We start from the raw sequence: 21,258 nt of genomic DNA, 5'->3' as shown, positions 1-21,258 counted from the left end.
AAACAGCTGCTAAGATTTTCTTATCTCAGAAGGAATAAATGCGCTGTATTTTTCATCTTCTATAATCTTTTCCAATGTTTTGTCATGCAAAGCCCACATCTCCTTTTTAAAAAATGTGACTTTTTCTCCTTTTAGAAAATTTAAAACTTTATCGACAGCATTAATTTTGTCGGTTTTAGATACTCCATTTAACAAAAAAATATTCCCTCGAATTAGAAACTCTTTTTTTTCAATAGGTTTTCACTTTTTCTTCTAACCCTATTTTTGATATTTTTTCATATAATTTCTGTTTATTTATAAATACTCGATTGCAATGAATTACACATTTCAAAACTTCAGCTAAGGATTCCTAAATCACCCTCTAATAACTTGTCAATTGTTAAATACGTTATTCATGTAAGCCTGCCTCTTGAAGCTCTTCCACAAAAACCCTAATATGAAGGGGAGCAATAAACTCATATAAGCTATAACCGCCCATAAAATAAATCGAGTTAACACAAGATATTGGATAATTTTTAAAAATCTCTTTCCCGTCGGAGCAGAAGCCTTTAATTGCCTAATTCTCCCGCAAATTACTAAAATTGTTCTAATTTAAACAAATCTCATGCCTGAAATAGATTTTACGAACAGACAAACATTTAATTCAAAAAGATGCTTTGGGAAACTGACTTTAGGGTCGAAGGTGGAATGTTCTGGGTAGCGGTCTTTTTGCGGCGGTCTACTTAAAACCATCACCTTATCATAGAAAGAAACTGGATGTATTGAACATAATATCCCAGGTGCGTGTAGGTGACATCTTCTTGGGATTGATCGCGATTAATCCGCCCTCTGTGCTCCTCCGAATAAAGCCCAGCTTCGTAGAGCCCTTCTAATGGAAGGATGGGGTAATGGTTAATTATTTTTTCTTGGAAGTCAGCAATAACGGTGGCAATGCTATAGAGCGTCAAAAAATAAACATATTTATTAAATTTCATAAGACTTTCACGTTAGCGCTCATTAAAATATTCGGCCATCTCATCTGAAACAGAAATTAATTTAATGGCAATCGTAGTTTCGTCATGCATTCCATTCCACCCATATTCATAGCCATCATTGATGTCTTTCTTGATTGCTGAGCTGGATTCTAAAAATGGCAAGTTATCACGTTCTGCAAATTTATCTGCCAGTTCTTTATCTACTACTCACGCGTAATAAGTTATGCCGCTTTTTAGATAATCGGTAAATCCTTTTACTATAGAAATGACAGGATGCCTAGATAAAGATTGTAAACCGTTGAGTGCTAAATGGGACTCAAAATAACGGCGAACCAGAGAGTTAGAAATTGCTTTAGGAGAAAAATCAATACGAAATTCCTTAAAGCTCTCTGCTTTTTTAAAAAGGTTATTTAATTTGGATTTATTTTCACCGCGAAGATAAATTTTAATCAATTTTACTTGTCTTTGAACATCATTTTTATATTCATCGATTAGCATTAATAATGCCTCATTGGGTGTAATAGATAATATTTTTCAGTACCTGCAAACGAAAAAATAAATACTCCTTGTGTATTATAAGTTTTAATTCTCAGTTTCATAAGCGATCCGCAAGATAACACTGATCGCTAAGCAATTCATTAACAAACTGCTACCACCATAACTGATAAAAGGCAGCGTTAATCCTTTGGTTGGCAAAACGCCAGCCGTAACGCTGATATTGATAATCACTTGTAATCCTAACCAGAGCGCAATTCCATACGCAAGATAAGCGGAATAAAGTTGATTACTATTTTCAGCACGTCGGCCAATTAAAATAATACGACCGATTAATAAAACAAATAAACTCATCAACAAAATTTCTCCGATTAATCCTAACTCTTCGGCAAGCACAGCAAAAAGAAAATCCGTGTGTGCTTCGGGCAAATAAAACAATTTTTGCACGCTATTTCCCAAACCAACGCCGAAAACTCCACCACGTCCAAAAGCAATGAGTGATTGCGTTAATTGATAGCCCGACCCAAATTGATGTGCCCATGGATTGAGGAAACTCGTTAATCGTTGTAAACGGTAAGGAGACAATATAGCTAATAAAATTAAGGAGCCCGCGACTAAAATGAATAACACAAAAAAGGGCCATAACCGTACTCCCGCTAAAAATAGCAATCCCAGGCAAGTCATTGTAATCACTACCGCGGCACCAAAATCGGGTTCTAACAGTAACAGCCCCGATAAAATTCCTACGAGCAACATGGGCTTTAAAAATCCTTTCAATTCTTTTTGCACTTCACTTTGATAACGCTGCAAAAAACTAGCGAGGTATAGAATAGTTATAAATTTTACGACTTCAGAAACTTGTAAAGAGATAAACCCCAGTTGAATCCACCGCCGACTACCGTTGACAGTTTTGCCAATGACAGGGGCCAAAATCAGTATTAATAATAAAAAACCTACCAAGAACAAATAACCGCTATATGTTTTCCAAACTTTAATAGGAACCCGACTCGCCACCCACGCAAACGTTAAACCTAAGCTTAAATAAATGAGATGGCGAATAAAATAATGAAAAGGATACCCAAACTGACGATCAGAAATCACCATCGAAGCAGAAGCAACCATTAATAACCCTAACGCCAATAACGACAAAGTACAGATGACAATCCAAGCATCGTATGACCAAAAAATAGTTGATTTTTTTCGCATTAAAGTGCTTCCACCGTTTCTATAAAAACATCACCGCGGTGTTCGTAGTTGGTAAACATATCAAAACTCGCGCAAGCGGGGGACAATAAAATAATATCGCCGGCTTTGGCTGCTTGAGTGGATTGTTTGACCGCTTCTCTCATTGAATCAGCGTGTTTAATAAGGGTTATTTCTTTTAAGGTTTTTTCTAACAGCGGAGCATCCTCGCCGATTAAAATCACTTGTTTAACGTAACGTTTAACGACGTCTTTTAACAGAGAAAAATCGGCGCCCTTGCCTTGTCCGCCAGCGATAAGGATTAATTGCCCTTTTACCGCTTGCCCTAAGCTTTCAATAGCAGCGAGGGTAGCGCCAACGTTTGTGCCTTTTGAATCATTATAATAATCAATTTCCTTATACTTGCGTACCCATTGACAACGGTGGGGGATGCCGGAAAATTCATGTAATACATGAAGCATATTTTCTATGGGGATTTTAGCTGCTGTTCCCAATGCTAATGCAGCAAGTGCATTTTGGAGATGATGACGAGTGTTTAATTTTAATTCTTGGACGGGCATTAAAATCTTACCCCGATAGGCAATAGACGTTTTTTGATTATGTTCTGCCAACGAAAAATCAGCAGCGTTATTTAACCCGAAAGACAAAGGTTTTTTATTAAACGGAAGATGGCGCCAAATTTCTGGTTCGTCCGTGTTCACAATAGGAATAAAACAATCAGTATAAATGCGTTGTTTAGCTCGGAGATAATCTTGCAAAGTTGCATAGCGATTCATATGGTCTTCGCTAATATTTAATATGGTTGCCGCTTGAGATCGTAAAGAAAAAGTTGTTTCAAGTTGGAAGCTCGATAATTCCAGTACGTAATAACCCGGGTCAGGTGTAATTTGTTCTAAGACCGGCTCGCCAATATTACCGCAAACTGAAACGTTTCGGCCGGCGGCTTTCATCATTAATCCCACTACCGTCGCCACGGTGGTTTTGCCATTGGAGCCGGTAATAGCAATAATTGGTTTATTCACATTACGTGCGAATAATTCAATATCGCTAATAATCGATTTGCCTTGCGCTGCTTGTTTGGCAATTAACGGCTCTTGCAGCGAAACACCAGGACTTAAAATAATTTCTTGCGCTTTGTTCAACAATTTTTCCGAAAATTGGCCGCGGATCAATTCGACGCGAGGGTAAGTTTTGATAAAATTTTCCCACTCTGGGGGTTTTTCACGACTGTCCATCACCGCAAACGGCTGGTTCTTTACTGCTAAAAACTGCGCACAAGATAATCCCGTTTTACCTAAACCAACGATAACCGTTAATGATTCGCTACTCATAAGCGTGGCCTGTTTTCCAATGGGGAATTAAAATGATTGATAGGATTATAGGAACTAAATCCGAAGAGAACAACAAGTCGTAAAAAGGGTGTGATTAAGGCTGGTGCTCTATTTACCAAGACCACCCTTTCTACCCTCTCCCGCAAGGGGGAGTAGACAAATTACTAAATCAAAAAAGAGTTCGGATCAAATTTCTCTTCGTCAGTATTTGTTTTGGCTTTTTTGGCGTCCCTCTTCCCCCAAGAATCGTCGACTTTCTGTTCCTGAGTATCAAAAAAACAGGGAGAGTAGGAGCAGCATAGCGGTTATTTTTCTTCAAGGCACTGCTACTGGACAGCATGGGCGTCGAGTCTAGGCTACATTTTTTAGGGGATAAAGCGTATTTCGTACCCTCTTGATCCAGGCATACATCAACATCGATTCCAGAAAAAAGCCCAGGCGAGGGCTCATAAGAGGCATTCATTTTTTCCTTTAACTCCCCTAAATCCATTTCTTCTATTTCTAACGTTTTTAGCTGCTACACTGTTTGAAGAACTTCCAAGGATGGTTATAAAACTTAGTATATATTTCAGACCGTAATCGGATTAGAAATTGCATGAAAGATCGATGTTCGTCAACAAATGACTTCTACTCCTTTGTAGGCGTAGCGTTTAACCAGTCTTGCCAAATTAATTTAATTGATGTGGTCAACCTGGCTGATTTTTGAAGTTCGTCCATCATCATTCTAAAATTATCTGAAATACCTTCCTTAATTGTTTTATAGCCCTCAGACGTAATAATAATTTTTTCATTTTCCCGTGTTTTTTAAAAGTAGATAGCATATTGATTAGCAAGATAAGGAAACGTTGATAATTAGTTTTTAAAATTAAATCAAATCCATGCTGAATGGCCATTTGTTCGGCTTTACGAATTTTGCTGCCGAATGAAAAGAGCGTAAGTTTAATTCCTTGATGACTTTTTTTGATCGTATTCGTCAAATCTCTTTAATTGCTTTAATACACCAGCCGCAGAAGATGCTACGTTAAAATACAGGAGACTATCAGTTTTGCTTTGGCTCGCTACCTCATTTCTCATCAAATTTTCTCGCTTATGAAATCACTTTTGTTTTTAGATGGTTGCTCTCCTTGAGGTTGATCTGACTTCTCTTTTTGCTCTTGACAGGGGAAAAATTGTAAGGCGAATAGCCTGCGCTGGATTGGAAATAATGGGGATATGAAAAATAGGGGCCGTATTCCCCCCCATGTTCCGCTGCTGTAGTTCAAATACAGCTCTTTGCGGCTGTGCCTTCAAAGATTGATTTTCATAAGGTTCTGATTTCTACTTTCTAAATCATTAACTCGTTGCGAAAGTTCTCGATTTTGGAGTCCCAAGTCGCTGAGCTTCTCATACCCGATCGCTATATCCCCTTCTACTACTCTTAAATTATTTTCAGCTATTTCAATTTTGAGATTTACTATTGCGGAGTTGGAATATGCTTTTGCATTCTTAAAAGAATTTTTGACTGCTTCCATTACCCCCTTCAATTTATCCTGCGAATTATTTCCAATAATCGGGGCATCAGGAGTTGCTTGTTTCTCTTCAAAATAAGGTTGGCTCCGAGAATGACTTCGATTATTCCAGACATTAGAGCTGCTTGAACTACTTGAACTGCTAGGATGACTACTGAATTGACAACTACTAAACTGTACTCTTCTCCATTTAGGTGGGCATAAACATTCCTTTTATTAAATAAGGTCAGGACTGACTGTATAAAAAATATGCATCCGACTCTTAAAAAGATTAGTAAAAGTAATCCCTTCTATTTCGAGTAGCGGAGACTCCTTTTTTTTTGGGCAATTTCTATAATTTTCATTACTACATGCTAATACACTGCCGATTGACAAAAAAAAGTTCTGAAAGAAACACAAAGCCTCTTCATTTTGATTTAAATAATTACTGAAATGTTCATTCATAACCATGAATGATAATCTTAAATGCGTGATTGAAGAGTTTTTAACATTAACTCCATCTTTTATTAAATTCATTTTGGTATCGACAATCCCAGAAATTACATCCTTCATCTTCAATTTATACCGCCACCGCAGCTCCATATATTGGTTTAACGAATTGTTATTCATTTCCATGAATCAAATAAAGAAAGACTTACACCCTTGATTTTGTATCATTGCAAAAGTGTGCTCAATTACTCTCTTTTCTATTGCCAATTTGTCTCATCATTCTTCTCCAAATACCCAATCTAGAAAATTTAACCTAAGTGTGCCGGATGAAGGTTAAATTAACCTTAATGCGAAGAGGTATTTTTCCAAGGCTTTAGGAGTAGAATAATTTTTTGATTTTAAAATATTTTTTAACACACCTTTCAGAAAGCTGGGCTTGCTTTTTCACCATTATCTGAGTTTTAGCGTTGCCAAGCCGCATAAGACGAGGATAAAAGTGATGATCCAAAATCTTACGATGACTTTTGGTTCAGGCCAGCCTTTGAGTTCAAAATGGTGGTGCAGGGGAGCCATGCGGAAAATGCGTTTGCCACCAGATAATTTAAAATAACCCACTTGGAGAATGACGGATAACGTCTCGGCAACGAAGATGCCGCCTATTAAGAAATAAACCAATTCTTCTCTCACGACAACGGCAGTGACACCCAACGCTGCACCCAAGCCCAAAGAACCGACATCACCCATAAATACTTGAGCGGGATACGTATTATACCAAAGAAATCCTAGTCCCGCCCCCACTAAGGCGCTGCAAAAAACTACGACTTCACCCGTTCCGGGAATGTAAGGAATTGCCAAATATTGGGCAAAGAAATGATTACCCGTTGTATAAGCAAAAACACCCAAAGCGGCGCCAATCATCACCGTCGGCATGAGTGCCAAACCATCCAATCCATCGGTTAAATTCACGGCGTTGCTGCTGCCCACGATAACAAAATACACCAGCACAATATAAAACAATCCTAAATTCGGCAGTACATTTTTCAAAAAAGGAATAACCAGTGCTGTCTCTGCACCGGCCGTGGCAGAGAAATATAAATAAACCGCCGCCAAAACGCCAATGATGGATTCCAATAAATATTTTGAGCGGGCCGACAGGCCTTTGCTATTTTTTCTAATGATCTTTCTATAGTCATCCATCCAGCCAATGGCGCTGAAAGCCACTGTTGCCAATAAAATTACCCATATAAAACGATTCGACAAATCACCCCACAAAAGCACACTAATCACAATCGCAACAATAATCAGCACGCCACCCATCGTAGCGGTGCCCGATTTTTTTAAATGCGTTTGTGGACCATCGTTTCGCACCATTTGCCCGACTTGCAAGGAAACTAAATATTTAATTAAACGCGGGCTCAAGGATAAAACGAAAATTAAAGCCGTTAAAGCGCTAACGATGGATCGGAAAGTCAGATAATTAAAAACACGAAAAGCATGAAAATGCTGACTTAAAAAATTGGTCAGCCATAGAAGCATTGAATTATTCCTCTAATAAAGCGTGGGCAATGTTGCCCATTCTCATAGAAAGCGACCCTTTAACTAACACAACGGCATTGGCATTGAGATCGTTTTTTAAAGCAGTTAATAATTTTTCTTGATTATCAAAATGATGGGCATTTTTACCAAAGGCGTTGGCAGTGTGTTTGGTTAAAGTGCCATAGCAATACAGTTGTTTCACGCCTGCTTCAAAAGCGCGTTTTCCAATTTCTTGGTGAAATTGCTCAGCACCTTCGCCTAACTCCAACATATCACCCAATACCAAAACGGAATGCCCGGGTCGTTTTGTCAACACCGCAATAGCGGCGGATACTGAGAGAGGGTTGGCGTTATAGGTGTCATCAATAATGATCGCATCGCGATAACCTTTTTGTTCGACGAGTCGCCTTTTAACAGCAACCACGCTTTCCAATCCTGCTTTGATAGCGTCCGTGGACAATTGTTGAGCGTAGGCCGCCGCGCCCGCCGCGAGTGCGTTAGCGACATTATGTACACCAATTAAGGACAATTGAATTTCAAGTTGGCCAGTGGGCAAAACGAGTTGGAACGCGGGCCGTCCATCTGAATTTAGAGTGATATTTTTAGCCATGACATCCGCCGGCTGGTTTATTCCAAAACCAATAACCCGTCTCGAATCGGCTAAACGTCGCCAAAATTCAGCAAAATGATCGTCGTTATTAATAACCGCGGTTCCATCCGATAACAATCCTTCAAAAATTTCACCTTTGGCTTTGGCCACACCTTCGAGGCTATGAAAACCTTCCAAATGGACGGGTCCAGCGTTGGTGATAATGGCTACACAGGGTTTGGCGAGCCCTGTCAAATAAGCAATTTCACCCGGATGATTAGCGCCCAGTTCGAGCACAGCGTAATGGTGATCAGGACGCAATCGTAATAATGTTAACGGCACACCAATATTATTGTTAAAACTTTTTTCGCTCGCCAATACATTGCTGCATTGACGAAAGACGCTCACCAAGAGCGTACGTGTTGTCGTCTTGCCACAGCTACCCGTCACTACAATTGCCGGAATGGGGATTTGCTCACGTTGATAACGAGCTAATCGCCCCAGGGCTTCTAAGGTATCACTGACACAAATCAGGGGCAAAGTGGTTTTTACTACCCGATTCACAACGGCTCCCACAGCGCCTTGTTCTTCCGCTTTAGCAATAAAATCATTCGCATCGAAATTGGGGCCGCGCAAAGCAATAAAAAGGCTATCGGGTTGAACCGTGCGAGTGTCCGTACTCACGTTCTCAAACACCGTATCTTCCCCTGTCAAATCGGCATTAACAATTTTTGCAGCTTCAGATAATTTCATCATAACGCTTTTTTAGCTTCCTCGACGTCATTAAAAGGCAGCACCTGATCTCCCATGGTTTGCGTAGTTTCATGCCCTTTGCCAGCAATCAGAACGATATCATTAACCGCCGCCATTTGCACGGCATAGCGGATCGCTTCGGCACGATCCAATTTTACAAGCACTGCATTTTTATTTTTAAAACCCGCTTGTATATTTTGAATAATGGTTAAAGGCGATTCTGTACGTGGATTATCGTTCGTTAAAATAATTTGATCGGCATGTTGCTCGGCAACGGCAGCCATTTGTGGTCGTTTGCCGCGGTCACGATCGCCCCCACAACCAAAAACACAAATTAATCGGCCCTGACAATGTTCGCGTAAAGTAGTTAACGCTTTTTCCAGTGCATCGGGGGTATGGGCGTAATCGACAATAATCTGGGGTTGACGCTGACTATCCACCACCTGCATTCGCCCAGGTACATTACGCAATTGAGATAATTCCGGCAGCGCTTTGTCGAAGGGAATTTCACACAGACACAACACGCTTAAAACCGCTAACAAATTGCTGATATTAAACCGACCGAGCAAAGGCATGGTGAAAGTGCCTTTCCCCCAAGGAGTTTGAACCTCCACCGAAAATCCTTGTGCTAAAGATTGAATAGCGCTGGCAATCACGGAAGAAACCCGGTCGTCTTTCACTCCGTTAGCGGAATAACCCACTAAAGTTAATTGATGATGATAATGAGCGATGATGCGTTTTCCTAAAGCGTCATCACAATTCACTACGCCAGCATGCAATCCCGGCTGCTGGAATAATAATTCTTTCGCACACGCGTAATTTTCCATGTCACCGTGGTAATCCAAATGGTCGCGCGATAATTGGGTAAATACAGCGATGTCAAACTGCACGCCTTCCACCCGCCGCTGATGCAGGGCGTGCGAGGAAACTTCCATTGCAATTGCCTTTACACCTTGTTTTCGCATTTCATCAAAGGCTTGTTGCAATTGGATGGGTTCGGGGGTGGTGTGAGAGGTTTTGTGTAAATTCCCCAAAAAGCCGTAACCCAAGGTTCCTATAACGCCACAACGGATTCCTTGAGATTGCAAGGCTTGCGCAATGAATTGGGCGCAGGAAGTTTTCCCATTGGTGCCCGTGATACCGATGATTTCCATTTTACGTGAAGGATCGTCATAAAATCGGGCGGCAATTTCGCCAATACGATGCTGTAAATCTTCAAAGGGAATTAAGGGGACTTTGGTTTGAATCGAAGGGTTATATTGATTAGCCTCATAAAACACGGCCGCCGCTTTTTTATCCAGCGCTTCTTTAATATAATCCCGCCCATCCACCTCCAATCCTGGATAAGCGATAAAAAGATCACCGGGCTGTATTTTCCGGCTATCTGTTTGAAGGGCTTTGATTAATACATCGGCCGTTAGCGCCTTATTTTTAGCGTCTAATAACTGACTCAGGTATTTTCCATTCATCTAAAGGATTATACCTGCTTAGTTCGATAGCAAAAGCTAATGACGAAAATCTATTTTTGGTAGTAGAACAGCTCGGGCAAATCTTCTCCCCGCGTCGGCAGCGACTTCTCCTCTTCTTCCGGTTGTCGACAGTGTTTCCAAATGGAATAATCCGTCCCTCCTGCAAATACAAACCCACCCACAATAGTATTTGCCTATCAAAAAGCCGGGAGCGCTCTACTGGCACTACTAGCATTAACGCGCAACAGGCAACGGCCACACCACAATCGCAACCCAGTATGCTCCCCCGTAAAAAATGGCCGATATAATCAACACAATTATTAGCCGTACTCATACTCATTCCAGTCTCCTTTGTTTTATAAAGTCTTAAAAACCCATAATAACCTTACCAATCATCTTTTGGTAAGCGCTTTACAGAAGTCGAAAAACAACTGGAAAGAAACCCCAATGACAGAATATTACAAAAATTTATCGCTACTTTTTCTATCTACCAAGGAGAAAACATTATTTTATTTTTTAAAAAACCGATTATTCTTCGTTGCTAGAGGCGCATCCTGCTTTTCCTTGCATTAAAGACGGTTTTTATTATTGGAGCGATAAACAAGTTTATAAAGTCGCGCGCGTTGTGGAAGTAGGAGAGCAAATAAAACTGGCTATGCACTATTAGCCTTATTATAGCAAACCCAATGATAAAACGCGAGGATGGCACGCTTTCCATTTATGACACACATCCCCAGATTGAAACATTACTAAGCAGTCAGGGGTATGGATTTTCTTTTTTTGCTCAAGATCAAGATGCCATTATCCACGTTCATGATGAATTTTTTAGTTACTTAATTACTCTGCCTCGAAAAACGCTACGTTTGATGGCTCCTGAATTTTGCGATTATATGGCTGAATACAGGGGAAGACCGGACGACAGTGCCGATAATTCATTGAGGGCGTCGGTTTAAACGTCTACGAATTATCCGGTCGCACATCTAATATGCGCAAAGCGCCACTCATGACTTTTGAAAATAAAGGAGCGGCTACAATTCCGCCGAAATGCTGGCCTTGCGGATCGCGAATTACGACGGCGGCAACTAAGCGTGGATTATTCGCTGGCGCGATACCGACGAATGAAGCTACGTAGCGGTATTTGAAATAACCATTCGGTCCGGCAATATAAGCGGTCCCTGTTTTTCCTGCCACACTATAACCATAGACTTGTGCACGCGTACCCGTTCCTCCCTTTTGAACAACGGTTTCAAGCATTTTTATTACGGTTTTTGCGACGTTTTCTGGCAAAAACCGAACGCCTTGTGTGGACTTGTTTACTTTAACAAATGTAACCGGTTTTCTTATGCCGCCGGCGGCTAAAACTGCGTAACCTTGAGCGAGTTGCAACGTGGTTACCGCAAGACCGTATCCATAAGCCAAAGTGGCAACGACGCTCGGAACCCATGTTTCATAAGGGATCAAAGCACCGTTAGATTCACCAGGGAATCCGCTTGTGGTTCTTTCGCCAAAACCAAATGCCTGTAATAAAGTGTAATAATGCTGGGGGGTCAAAGATAACAAAATCTTAGCTGCGGCGATATTACTTGATTTTTGCAGTAATTGCGTCAGCGTGACAACGCCGTAATTTAAATCATCGTGAATGTGATAACCGCCGATTTTCATCCATCCGGGGTTGGCATCAATTTGGGTATCAGGTTTGTATCGGCCGCTTTCCAAAGCGAGCGCGATCGTGAAAGGCTTATTGACGGAGCCTGGTTCAAACATATCCGTCACCGCTCGGTTACGATACCGTCCGTCGTGATCAGTCGGGCGGTTATTTGGGTTGTAACTTGGTTGGTTTACCATCGCTAAAATTTCACCCGTTTTTACATCGAGCACGACTACAGAACCCGATTGTGCGTGATAAGTGGAAACCGTTTCCTCCAACGCTTTATACGCCAAATATTGAATTCGATGATCTATACTTAAATTTAAATCATGTCCTTGGGCGGGTTTTTGCAACACGGCCACATCAGCAATCACATAGCCTAGACGGTCTTTTAACACTTCCATTTTACCCGGCGTTCCCCCAAGCCATCGATTATAGGCGAGCTCTAGCCCTTCCTGTCCTTGATCATCGATATTCGTCAACCCAACCACATGAGCAGTCACTTCACCTTCCGGATAATACCGCCGATATTCACGCTGAAAAAAAACTCCCGAAATATTTAGCCCACGAATTTGTTTTGCTACGAAAGGAGGATTACCGCGCTTTAAATAAACGAACTGACGATCCACCGTTTTTTTGGCTCGCTTTTTAATAAACGAAAGAGGGAGATGTAAAAGGTGAGCAAGCTGTTTTAATTGAATCGGCGTCGCTTGAAATAATTGCGGATTTATCCATACGGAATCCACCGGCGTACTAATGCCTAACGGTACCCCCAATCGGTCGGTAATCATACCGCGATAAGCCGGAATATTGACGACACGAAGAATCCTCGCCTTACTTTGCCTTAGTAGAAAAGATCGATCCAAGACGTTTAAGTCGATCAATCGCCATAATAATCCGGCCACCGCGACACTCAGTAAAAACCATAACGCGTAAAATCGCCAAGCGCGTTGCACGGGGTTACTCAATCATCGCATCGGCATTAACTAAAATGACCTCCTTTGCACTCGGCAGTTGCATTCCTAATTGCTGCTCAGCGATTCGTTGAACTCGGGATTGGGTTGACCATGTGGTTTGTTCTAATAACAATTTTCCCCATTGAATAAGCTCTTCAGCTTTTTCACGCTGCAGGGTTTGATATTGAATGAACAACCGGCGGTTTAAGTCCTTAAAATAAACCATACCAAAAGCAGAGCACAACAATGCGATGACCAGCGCCACAATCACCACTCCTTGTTTAGTTACCAGGAAGCTGCGGTTCCGCGTCCTCACATTTTGTGCGACGATGACACGGGTTGCTGTGTTCATGTGAGTTTCTCCATGATGCGTAGGCGAGCACTACGCGCCCGCGGGTTTTTTTTAATTTCGGCCTCTGTTGGTCTGATCAGAGAACCGAGGGTTTTTAATCGGTACTTTATATCTTTTGCCAAAATCGGGATCTCACGCGGCAAATGATTGCCCGACTCTTTTTGGATAAACCGTTTAACGAGACGGTCTTCCAGCGAGTGAAAACTAATCACGCACAATCGACCGCCGATTGCTAACACTTCCAAACACTGCGGTAAACATTCGCGCAATTCATCCAATTCTCGATTGATAAAAATCCGAATGGCTTGGAAAGTTCGCGTTGCTGGGTGTTTTTTAATCTCTCGTTGAGGATAAGCTTTTATGACAATGTCGCTTAATTCTTGGGTTCGGGTAATGCGTTTTTCTTCGCGCACCTTAACAATCGCTTGGGCGATGCGCTTAGCAAAGCGTTCTTCGCCGTAATTCCAAAGCACGCCACGAATCTCTTCCATTGCGGCCTGATTAATCCAACTAGCTGCATCCATACTTTGTTTCGGATTCATTCGCATATCTAATGGCCCATCCTTTGAAAAGCTAAATCCACGTTTAGCATCCTCCAATTGGGGTGACGAAACCCCGATATCCAGCAATATTCCATTCACTCTTCCTTCCCATCTGTGATCCCTGATAGCTTTTTGCAACTTCGCAAACGTTTCATGGATGATGCTGAATCGCGTATCCTCAAAAAGGGCTTTATTTGCAACGCCAACAGCATCTGGGTCTTTATCCATCGCCATCAAGCGGCCCTTTGGCGCCAACCGCTGTAATATGCCAAAGCTATGCCCTCCTCTTCCAAATGTTCCATCGACATAAATTCCATCCGGTCGAATCGCAAGCCCTTTCATCACTTCATCAAATAAAACCGGTTTATGTGCCTCCATCGCCATTACAATGAAAGAGACCTTAACTCCGGCGGCAAATCGTCTTCTTTCAGAAGCTGTTCCGCCAACCAATCTTCGCGAGCCGTCTCCCATTGCGACTTGCCCCATAATTCAAATTTTTTGCCTTGCCCTACCAGCATCGCCATTGACCCTAAGCCCGCATATTCTCGTAATACAGGCGGAACTAAAATTCGACCGCTGCGATCTAATTCCACTTCTGTAGCGTGACCAATTAACAACCGCTGAACCCGACGGCTTGCAGGATGATAACTCGGTAAGCTTTCCAATTTTTGCTCAATTTGTTCCCAGTGTGGGTGGGTGTAAATTAAAAGGCAGCGCTCTTCGGTATCAATGGTAACTACTAAGATAGCGTCCGCTTCGCTTTGGATCGGTTCGCGATAGCGTGCCGGTATGGCGATTCGACCTTTGACATCAACTGCAATGGGATTTAACCCCCGAAACATCTAAAATTCCCCACATTTTTCTACATTATACCACTTTTTGACACAGACAGTCTAACTATATGCTATTGTTGAAAAAACAAGAGGAAAGCCATTCCAAACTCCTATCGTTGCCGGGCGGGCGCCTAGGCGTCAACTTAAGCATAAACCCCTAATGGCTGTAAAGTTGATGCTTCTCTTTCATTCACCTTGTTCCTTTCAAAGCTTCTTAACACAAGGGGCCTCTATCATTACCCACCCGTGGTGAAGCGTGAAAAACTTAAAAACCCGTCGTCCTCCCGCGGGGGCATCTGCTGTATTAATTGAAGCATACAAAACCTTCACGGCCGAGTCGGGAGGATCCTGGCTAAAAGGCTAAGAAAAACACCGATGGTGTTTTTCTTAGCCTTTTAGCCAGGACTCCCCCATGGACGGAGTGACAAAGCCCAAAATTAAAATGGCTGCAACTTATCTTATCCCCTCTTCCCCGTAGGAGAGGGTTGTTAATCCCGAAAGTTGTCAAATTGAAGAGGAAGGCCGATTTCTTGCTCTTTGAGCAGACCGATTACAGACTGTAAGTCATCGCGCTTTTTGCCAGTCACACGGACTTTTTCGCCCTGGATAGCGACTTGGACTTTGAGTTTTTGGTCTTTGATGAGTTTGATGATCTTTTTGGCGGTGATTTGATCGATGCCGTCGAGCAACATCACAATTTGTTGAGCGCTTTTATGCTGGATGATGGGATCTTCTAATTTCATATGGGCGACGTCGATATGACGTTTAGCAAATTTGTTTTTCAAAATATCAATCATTTGCTTAAGCTGAAAATTGGTTTCCGCTTGTAAAATAATGCTGTTTCCTTCGTATTTATACGCGACACCAGATCCTTTAAAATCAAAGCGGGTTCTGACCTCCCGATTGGCTTGATCCACAGCATTACTCACTTCGTGTTTGTTCAATTCAGACTGAATGTCAAATGACGGGGACGGCATGGTTTCACTCCATTAGGTGATTGAAGGTAGGATTTTAGCATCAACTGGGTTTCTTCAAAAACATTAAAGTACCTTTAAATGTCAAGAAGGTAATACAAAAGTGCGTGAGCCCAAACCCATCTACTATATTCACCACTTCTAAAGCTAAACCTGTTTCTTCTAAATCGAAGGAAGAGGAGCGTTCTTCTCCAGCTCTAAGGAGCTAGAATAATAAGGAAGATATTTCTAAATCTTCCCTATTTCATTCCTCCCAATTCAAAATCACTTTACCTGTTTTACCTGATATAATTACATCAAATCCTTGTTGAAAATCCTTCATCGGAAACTCATGCGTGATGATAGGTGAAATGTCTAACCCGCTTAGTAATAAATTAGTCATTTTATACCACGTCTCAAACATACGGCGTCCATAAATCCCTTTTATCAATAAGCTTTTAAAAACGACTTGATTCCAATCAATTGCAAACGGTTCCGCTGGGATACCCAAAAAGGCGATTTTTCCGCCATTATTCATTACCGTTAACATGCTGCGAAAAGCCTCAGCGTTTCCTGACATTTCAAGACCGACGTTAAAACCCTCTACCATCCTAAGATTTTCCATCGTCTCCGTTAAGGGGATTTTTTTCGAGTTAACGGCGGCGCTTACGCCCACTTTTTCAGCTAAGGCTAAGCGGTAATCATTGACATCCGTTATCACTACATGCCGCGCCCCGACGTGGCGCGCAATGGCTGCTGACATCAATCCGACGGGACCTGCACCGGTAATTAATACATCTTCGCCCACTAAATCAAACTCCAACGCAGAATGTGCAGCGTTGCCAAAAGGATCTAAAATGGCAGCAATATTATCGCTAATTTTAGTCGGAATTTTATACACATTTTTAGCGGGGATAACTAGATATTCCGCAAACGCGCCAGGACGATTTACGCCAACGCCAACGGTGTAGCGACACAAATGGCGCTTACCGGCGCGGCAATTACGACAATCCCCACACGTGATGTGCCCTTCCCCTGAAACCCGATCTCCAACCACCAACCCACTAGCGGCCTCACCTACCTCCACGATTTCACCAACAAATTCATGCCCCACGTGCATGGGGACAGGAATGATTTTTTGCGCCCATTCATCCCATTTATAAATATGCAAATCCGTGCCGCAAATGGCGGTTTTTTTAATTTTAATTAATACTTCGTCCCGGCCGGGTTTAGGCTTTGGCACCTCGTGAAGCCAGAGGCCAGAGGCTGGTTTTAGTTTGGAAAGTACTTTCATAAGTTTTTTTAGATCCACTCCCGCAAATGGAAAGAGGAGTTTAAATAGCTCCTAATTTCTTACCCACCTGCCCAAACGCTTCAATCGCTCGATCCAATTGTTGTTGCGTATGAATCGCTGACATTTGAACACGGATGCGAGCTTTACCCATTGGCACAACTGGATATGAAAACCCAACCACATAAATCCCTTCCCGCAATAATTGATCTGCCATATTCGTTGCCAATTGAGCATCTCCAAACATCACCGGAATAATAGGATGATTGCCCGGCACCAATTGGAAGCCCAATTTTTCCATGCCGGCACGGAAATAGCGACTGTTTTCTTGTATTTTTTTGCGTAATTGCGGGCCTTCGGTTTTTAATAATTCAAGGACTTTTAGCGAAGTCGCAACAATGATAGGCGCGACCGTGTTTGAAAATAAATACGGCCGTGAACGGTTGCGCAGCCACTCAATAATTTCTTTATGCCCCGAGGTGTAACCACCGGATGCGCCCCCTAATGCTTTACCTAAAGTGCCGGTAAGAATATCCATGCGATCAGCAACGCCGCAATATTCCGGTGTGCCTCGGCCGTTTTCACCTATAAATCCAACCGCGTGTGAATCATCCACCATGACTAAAGCGTTATATTTATCAGCTAAATTAGAAATTGATTTTAAATCAGCGATGATGCCATCCATCGAAAAAACGCCATCCGTTGCGATTAATTTAAATCGTGCGCCTTTTTCATCGGCTTCTTTTAATTTCGCTTCCAAATCATCCATGGCGTTATTTTTATAGCGATACCGTTTTGCTTTACATAATCGAATACCATCGATAATACTCGCGTGATTCAATTCATCACTAATGATAGCGTCTTCAGGGCCTAATAAGGTTTCAAATAAACCACCATTTGCATCAAAACAAGAGGAATAAAGAATGGTATCGTCGGCACCCAAAAATTCGCTGATATTTTTTTCAAGTTCTTTATGAATGGTTTGTGTCCCACAAATAAAGCGCACTGATGCCATACCAAATCCATACTGTTCAACGGCTGTTTGTGCGGCTTTAATTAACGCTGGATGACCAGCCAACCCTAAATAATTATTAGCGCAAAAATTAAGAACTTCTTTCTCACCTACTTTAATTTCTGCGTTCTGGGATGAGGTGATAATTCGTTCGGATTTGTAAAGGCCTGCTTTTTTCAATCCTTCGATTTCTTTATTTAATTGGGACAATATTTCCTGCATTCTAATCTCCAAAGATTTTAATAAAAGGACTCGCTTTCTAGTCTCTTCTAAGCAGAGCTATTCCCCTCCCTGGGGAAGGGGTTTTAAAAACTAACTACTAGGTTCTTTGCCCTCCCCTAGCCTCCCACGCAAGTGGGAGAAGGATTGTGGAAGGGGCACTGTTGCTTTTAATTGATTTTTTACTTGATTTGACCTCGATATTTTTCTTCGCGCTTGTAATTTTGGAGAGCCAGCCGATAAGCCGGGTTCTGTCATGAACAGTCATCTATCTGGGATACATGTCACCACGTACCTCAAGCAGCCTACCCGAATCCACTGTGTGGGCCACATAATCAGGATTCCTATTTGGCCTTGCTCCGAGTGGGGTTTACCATCGCCGTTAATGTTACCACCAACGCGGTGTGCTCTTACCACACCATTTCACCCTTACTGCCTGACAACAGCGGTATTCTTTCTGTTGCACTTTCCGTAGGCTCGCGCCTCCCAGGGATTACCTGGCACTCTGCCCGATGGAGCCCGGACTTTCCTCTCAACTGACGTTGAGCGACTGTTTAGCTGGCTCGGAGGAACATTATACAGGTCTGGATTGCGGCTTGCACATTGTATTTCATTATTTCCATGCGGGAATTGCACCGTCGCCGAATATTTTCTCAGCCGCGCTTAAAACTTCTGGTGAATGTAATGCCGAGATTAATTGTTTTAAACGCGGGTCATTTTTATCATCTTCTCGGACAGCCACGATATTGGCATAAGGCGAGTCTGGGCCTTCGCTGAGTAATGCGTCGCGCGAGGACGATAAGCCGGCAGGGATGGCGTATAGTTAGTATTAGATGGCGGCAAGATCGACATCCCCCAGCGAACGAGATAGCTGGGCTGCGTCGAGCTCCACAATTTTTAGCTTTTTGGGATTGGTCGCGATATCCATTGAGCTGGCGTTAATAGTAACGTGAGGCTTTAGTTGAATTAATTGGGCCTTCTCTACTAATAACAGGAGGGCACGCGCTTCGTTGCTAGGGTCGCTTGGGATGGCAATTTTTGCGCCCGTTTTTAACTGGGTAAGCGCGGTGATTTTTTTGGAATATAAAACCCTTGGATAAACAAATTTCTCCGATGGAAACGATTTTATAAGCACGCGCTTCAATTTGGGCTTTTAAATAAGGAAGATGTTAAACATATTCGCATCGATACTGCCATCCGCTAGCGCTTCATTCGGGGTGTTATAATCCGAAAAAGTAATGACATTGACGTGCAATCCGTAACGCTTTAAAGCAACTTGTTTAGCCGCTTCCATCAATTGTGTTTCGGGCCTGGTGATAGTACCCACAGAACTTCATTTTTGCTTCTTTTTGATGACAAGCCGTTAATCCAACAATCATTAACCCTGAAATTAAAAGTCTCATTAATTTTTTTAGCATGGAAATTTCCCTTATTTGTAATAAGAAAGTCGATTTACCGCCCAATCGCCCAAGTACTGCAATAATTGGACGAGAACAATCAAAACAGCAATGGTAATAAGCATAACGCGAATATCAACCGCTCATAACCATACCGAATAGCCAAATCACCCAAACCTACGCCGCCCACCACGCCAGCCATCGCCGAATAGCCTACTAACGTAACCACCGTTAGCGTAATCCCCCGGACCAAGGTCGGTAACGCTTCAGGTATCAATACCTTGCGAATAATCTGCATGGGTGTTGCACCCATCGCCTGAGTGGCTTCGATTAAACCCGCGGGCACTTCCTGCATAGCGGTTTCCGATAAGCGCGCGAAAAAAGTATAGCGCATAAACTTAAGGGCACAATGGCCGCTGTTGTCCCAATCGAGGTGCCCACAATAAATCGCGTTAAGGGTATAATCGCAATCGTTAAAATAATAAATGGAATCGAACGCGCCGCGTTAAAAAGCGACGACAAAACACGATTTAAAAAGGGCCGAGCCAACAGTTGATTTTTTTGCGTTACCAACAAAATCACACCTAACGGCAAGCCAATAATAACCGCAATAATACAGGGAATAATCACCATTTCGATGGTCTCTCCTAAGGAATTAACGATAGCACCAATCACATGTACTGACATAACCCAAAACCTCAACTTGTAAACCTTTCTCATTTAGATATGCTATACCTTGTGGCAAGGCGTCCTTTACGTTGCGAAGAGCAACTAACATCATACCAATAGAGTCGTCGCGCAAAAATTCAAGACGGCCTTGTAAGATATTAACTTGCAAATCGAATTTTCTAATAAACTCATCAATAATTAGCGTTTCGGCATTATGCTCGGTGAAATCAATGCGAAGCAAGGTATATCCCTCATCCACCGTTATTTTTTACAACCGATTTTTTAAAATTTGGGTAATTTTACTTCAATTGATGAACGCGTAAATTTTTTGGCAATTTCTGTTTTGGGACGTTTAAATAAACTGACCACATCGTTCTCTTCCACAATTCGGCCTTGATCTAATACCGCTACTCGATCGGCTACGGTTTTAATAACTTCCGCCTCGTGCGTAATTAATAAAATTGATAAATTCAACTCCCGATTGATATTTTTGAACAGCTGTAAAATAGAATGCGTCGTTTCCGGGTCCAGCGTGGAGGTCATTTCATCGCATAATAAGACGGTCGGATTGGTCACTAAGGGACGTGCGATGGCTACACGTTGCTTTTGACCGCCGCTCAATTGACTGAGATAGGCGTTCATTTTAGCGGTTAAGTTGGTTAATTCCAAAAGCGGCAAAACGACTTTTCTAATTTCGGAAGGATTCTTGCCCAGCAATTGTAAAGGAAAGGCGATATTTTGATAGGCCGTGCGCGCACTTAATAAATTAAAGTGTTGAAACACCATTCCCATCCGGTGACGCGCATGCCACAAAGCTTTGCTGGAAAGTGTTGTGAGGACTTGCCCATCCACAATCACTGACCCTTTGTCAGGCCGTTCTAATAAATTAACGCAACAAATCAAGGTGCTTTTGCCCGCGCCGCTTTTTCCAATGACTCCGAAAATTTATCCGGCGCCCACGCGTAAATTAATATCCGATAACGCGAGAACTTCCCCCTGTTTGGCAGAATAAGTTTTCGTGACGTTTCGTAATTCAATCATAATCAGTAGCTCGTATGAAGCGAAGCGGAATACGGGCTACGCAATCCCACTTTCAATG

18 protein-coding genes, 1 other RNA gene and 5 pseudogenes are annotated in these 21,258 nt (G+C 42.3%); 1 reads left to right on the top strand and 23 read right to left on the bottom strand.

Features of this window, described 5'->3' with window-relative positions; all coding sequences use genetic code 11:
- Nucleotides 1-9: 9 nt before the first annotated feature.
- The 12 genes and pseudogenes from OWO34_RS00640 to OWO34_RS00585 form a co-directional block, all read right to left on the bottom strand.
- Complete coding sequence (locus tag OWO34_RS00640) at nucleotides 10-195, bottom strand: hypothetical protein (RefSeq protein WP_267256192.1); 186 nt, start codon at nucleotides 193-195, stop codon at nucleotides 10-12.
- Between the two features lie 536 nt (nucleotides 196-731).
- Nucleotides 732-974, bottom strand: coding sequence for a hypothetical protein (locus OWO34_RS00635; protein WP_267256191.1), 243 nt, complete (start codon nucleotides 972-974; stop codon nucleotides 732-734).
- Nucleotides 975-986: 12 nt separating this feature from the next.
- Nucleotides 987-1,136, bottom strand: coding sequence for a hypothetical protein (locus OWO34_RS00630; RefSeq protein WP_267256190.1), 150 nt, complete (start codon nucleotides 1,134-1,136; stop codon nucleotides 987-989).
- A 45-nt stretch (nucleotides 1,137-1,181) separates the two neighbouring features.
- Entirely contained in the window at nucleotides 1,182-1,472 is a 291-nt protein-coding gene (locus OWO34_RS00625) for a hypothetical protein (protein WP_267256189.1), read from the bottom strand.
- 84 nt (nucleotides 1,473-1,556) lie between these two features.
- Nucleotides 1,557-2,675, bottom strand: coding sequence for a putative lipid II flippase FtsW (gene ftsW / locus OWO34_RS00620; RefSeq protein WP_267256188.1), 1,119 nt, complete (start codon nucleotides 2,673-2,675; stop codon nucleotides 1,557-1,559).
- On the bottom strand, nucleotides 2,675-4,003 hold the full coding sequence (murD, locus tag OWO34_RS00615) for a UDP-N-acetylmuramoyl-L-alanine--D-glutamate ligase (protein ID WP_267256187.1): 1,329 nt from the start codon (nucleotides 4,001-4,003) through the stop codon (nucleotides 2,675-2,677). Before murD ends, ftsW begins: the two co-directional genes overlap by 1 nt.
- A 719-nt stretch (nucleotides 4,004-4,722) precedes the next feature.
- Nucleotides 4,723-4,980 carry a hypothetical protein gene (locus OWO34_RS00610; protein WP_267256186.1) on the bottom strand — a complete coding sequence of 86 codons (258 nt, stop codon included), beginning with the start codon at nucleotides 4,978-4,980 and terminating at the stop codon, nucleotides 4,723-4,725.
- Nucleotides 4,981-5,289: 309 nt separating this feature from the next.
- Nucleotides 5,290-5,514: a hypothetical protein gene (locus tag OWO34_RS00605; protein ID WP_267256185.1), complete on the bottom strand. Its 225-nt coding sequence runs from the start codon at nucleotides 5,512-5,514 to the stop codon at nucleotides 5,290-5,292.
- 876 nt (nucleotides 5,515-6,390) lie between these two features.
- Nucleotides 6,391-7,476: a phospho-N-acetylmuramoyl-pentapeptide-transferase gene (mraY, locus tag OWO34_RS00600; RefSeq protein ID WP_267256184.1), complete on the bottom strand. Its 1,086-nt coding sequence runs from the start codon at nucleotides 7,474-7,476 to the stop codon at nucleotides 6,391-6,393.
- A gap of 4 nt (nucleotides 7,477-7,480) precedes the next feature.
- Nucleotides 7,481-8,821: a UDP-N-acetylmuramoyl-tripeptide--D-alanyl-D-alanine ligase gene (locus OWO34_RS00595; RefSeq protein WP_267256183.1), complete on the bottom strand. Its 1,341-nt coding sequence runs from the start codon at nucleotides 8,819-8,821 to the stop codon at nucleotides 7,481-7,483.
- Nucleotides 8,818-10,287 carry a UDP-N-acetylmuramoyl-L-alanyl-D-glutamate--2,6-diaminopimelate ligase gene (locus OWO34_RS00590; protein WP_267256182.1) on the bottom strand — a complete coding sequence of 490 codons (1,470 nt, stop codon included), beginning with the start codon at nucleotides 10,285-10,287 and terminating at the stop codon, nucleotides 8,818-8,820. Before OWO34_RS00590 ends, OWO34_RS00595 begins: the two co-directional genes overlap by 4 nt.
- 50 nt (nucleotides 10,288-10,337) lie before the next feature.
- Nucleotides 10,338-10,621, bottom strand: a pseudogene (locus OWO34_RS00585) (hypothetical protein).
- A gap of 61 nt (nucleotides 10,622-10,682) precedes the next feature.
- Between OWO34_RS00585 and OWO34_RS00580 the strand changes: the two are divergent.
- Nucleotides 10,683-11,240, top strand: a pseudogene (locus OWO34_RS00580) (hypothetical protein); the annotation flags it as partial.
- 4 nt (nucleotides 11,241-11,244) lie between these two features.
- On the opposite strand, the gene OWO34_RS00575 reads toward OWO34_RS00580, so the two are convergent.
- From OWO34_RS00575 to OWO34_RS00520, 11 genes and pseudogenes are all read right to left on the bottom strand, one after another.
- Nucleotides 11,245-12,903: a peptidoglycan D,D-transpeptidase FtsI family protein gene (locus OWO34_RS00575; RefSeq protein ID WP_267256181.1), complete on the bottom strand. Its 1,659-nt coding sequence runs from the start codon at nucleotides 12,901-12,903 to the stop codon at nucleotides 11,245-11,247.
- Entirely contained in the window at nucleotides 12,896-13,243 is a 348-nt protein-coding gene (ftsL, locus tag OWO34_RS00570) for a cell division protein FtsL (protein ID WP_267256180.1), read from the bottom strand. The genes OWO34_RS00575 and ftsL overlap by 8 nt, the downstream gene beginning before the upstream one ends.
- The gene (gene rsmH / locus OWO34_RS00565) at nucleotides 13,240-14,163 is read right to left on the bottom strand and encodes a 16S rRNA (cytosine(1402)-N(4))-methyltransferase RsmH (protein ID WP_267256200.1); all 924 of its coding nucleotides are present in this window, start codon (nucleotides 14,161-14,163) and stop codon (nucleotides 13,240-13,242) included. Before rsmH ends, ftsL begins: the two co-directional genes overlap by 4 nt.
- 5 nt (nucleotides 14,164-14,168) lie before the next feature.
- The gene (mraZ, locus tag OWO34_RS00560; protein WP_267256179.1) at nucleotides 14,169-14,627 is read right to left on the bottom strand and encodes a division/cell wall cluster transcriptional repressor MraZ; all 459 of its coding nucleotides are present in this window, start codon (nucleotides 14,625-14,627) and stop codon (nucleotides 14,169-14,171) included.
- Nucleotides 14,628-15,106: 479 nt separating this feature from the next.
- Nucleotides 15,107-15,595 (bottom strand): YajQ family cyclic di-GMP-binding protein, encoded by a 489-nt coding sequence (locus tag OWO34_RS00555; protein ID WP_267256178.1) that lies wholly within the window; start codon nucleotides 15,593-15,595, stop codon nucleotides 15,107-15,109.
- A gap of 241 nt (nucleotides 15,596-15,836) precedes the next feature.
- Nucleotides 15,837-16,865 carry an L-threonine 3-dehydrogenase gene (gene tdh / locus OWO34_RS00545; protein ID WP_267256177.1) on the bottom strand — a complete coding sequence of 343 codons (1,029 nt, stop codon included), beginning with the start codon at nucleotides 16,863-16,865 and terminating at the stop codon, nucleotides 15,837-15,839.
- Nucleotides 16,866-16,905: 40 nt separating this feature from the next.
- Nucleotides 16,906-18,096 (bottom strand): glycine C-acetyltransferase, encoded by a 1,191-nt coding sequence (locus OWO34_RS00540; RefSeq protein WP_267256176.1) that lies wholly within the window; start codon nucleotides 18,094-18,096, stop codon nucleotides 16,906-16,908.
- A 221-nt stretch (nucleotides 18,097-18,317) separates the two neighbouring features.
- Nucleotides 18,318-18,659: RNase P RNA component class A (gene rnpB / locus OWO34_RS00535), an RNA gene on the bottom strand.
- 47 nt (nucleotides 18,660-18,706) lie between these two features.
- Nucleotides 18,707-19,387: pseudogene (locus OWO34_RS00530) on the bottom strand (MetQ/NlpA family ABC transporter substrate-binding protein).
- 135 nt (nucleotides 19,388-19,522) lie between these two features.
- Nucleotides 19,523-20,177: pseudogene (locus OWO34_RS00525) on the bottom strand (methionine ABC transporter permease).
- Nucleotides 20,146-21,200 (bottom strand): annotated as a pseudogene (locus OWO34_RS00520) (methionine ABC transporter ATP-binding protein). Before OWO34_RS00520 ends, OWO34_RS00525 begins: the two co-directional pseudogenes overlap by 32 nt.
- Nucleotides 21,201-21,258: the final 58 nt, after the last annotated feature.

The sequence above is a fragment of the Coxiella endosymbiont of Ornithodoros maritimus genome (assembly GCF_907164965.1).
Lineage (GTDB): Bacteria > Pseudomonadota > Gammaproteobacteria > Coxiellales > Coxiellaceae > Coxiella.
This window is presented reverse-complemented; position numbering and strand designations above follow the sequence as displayed.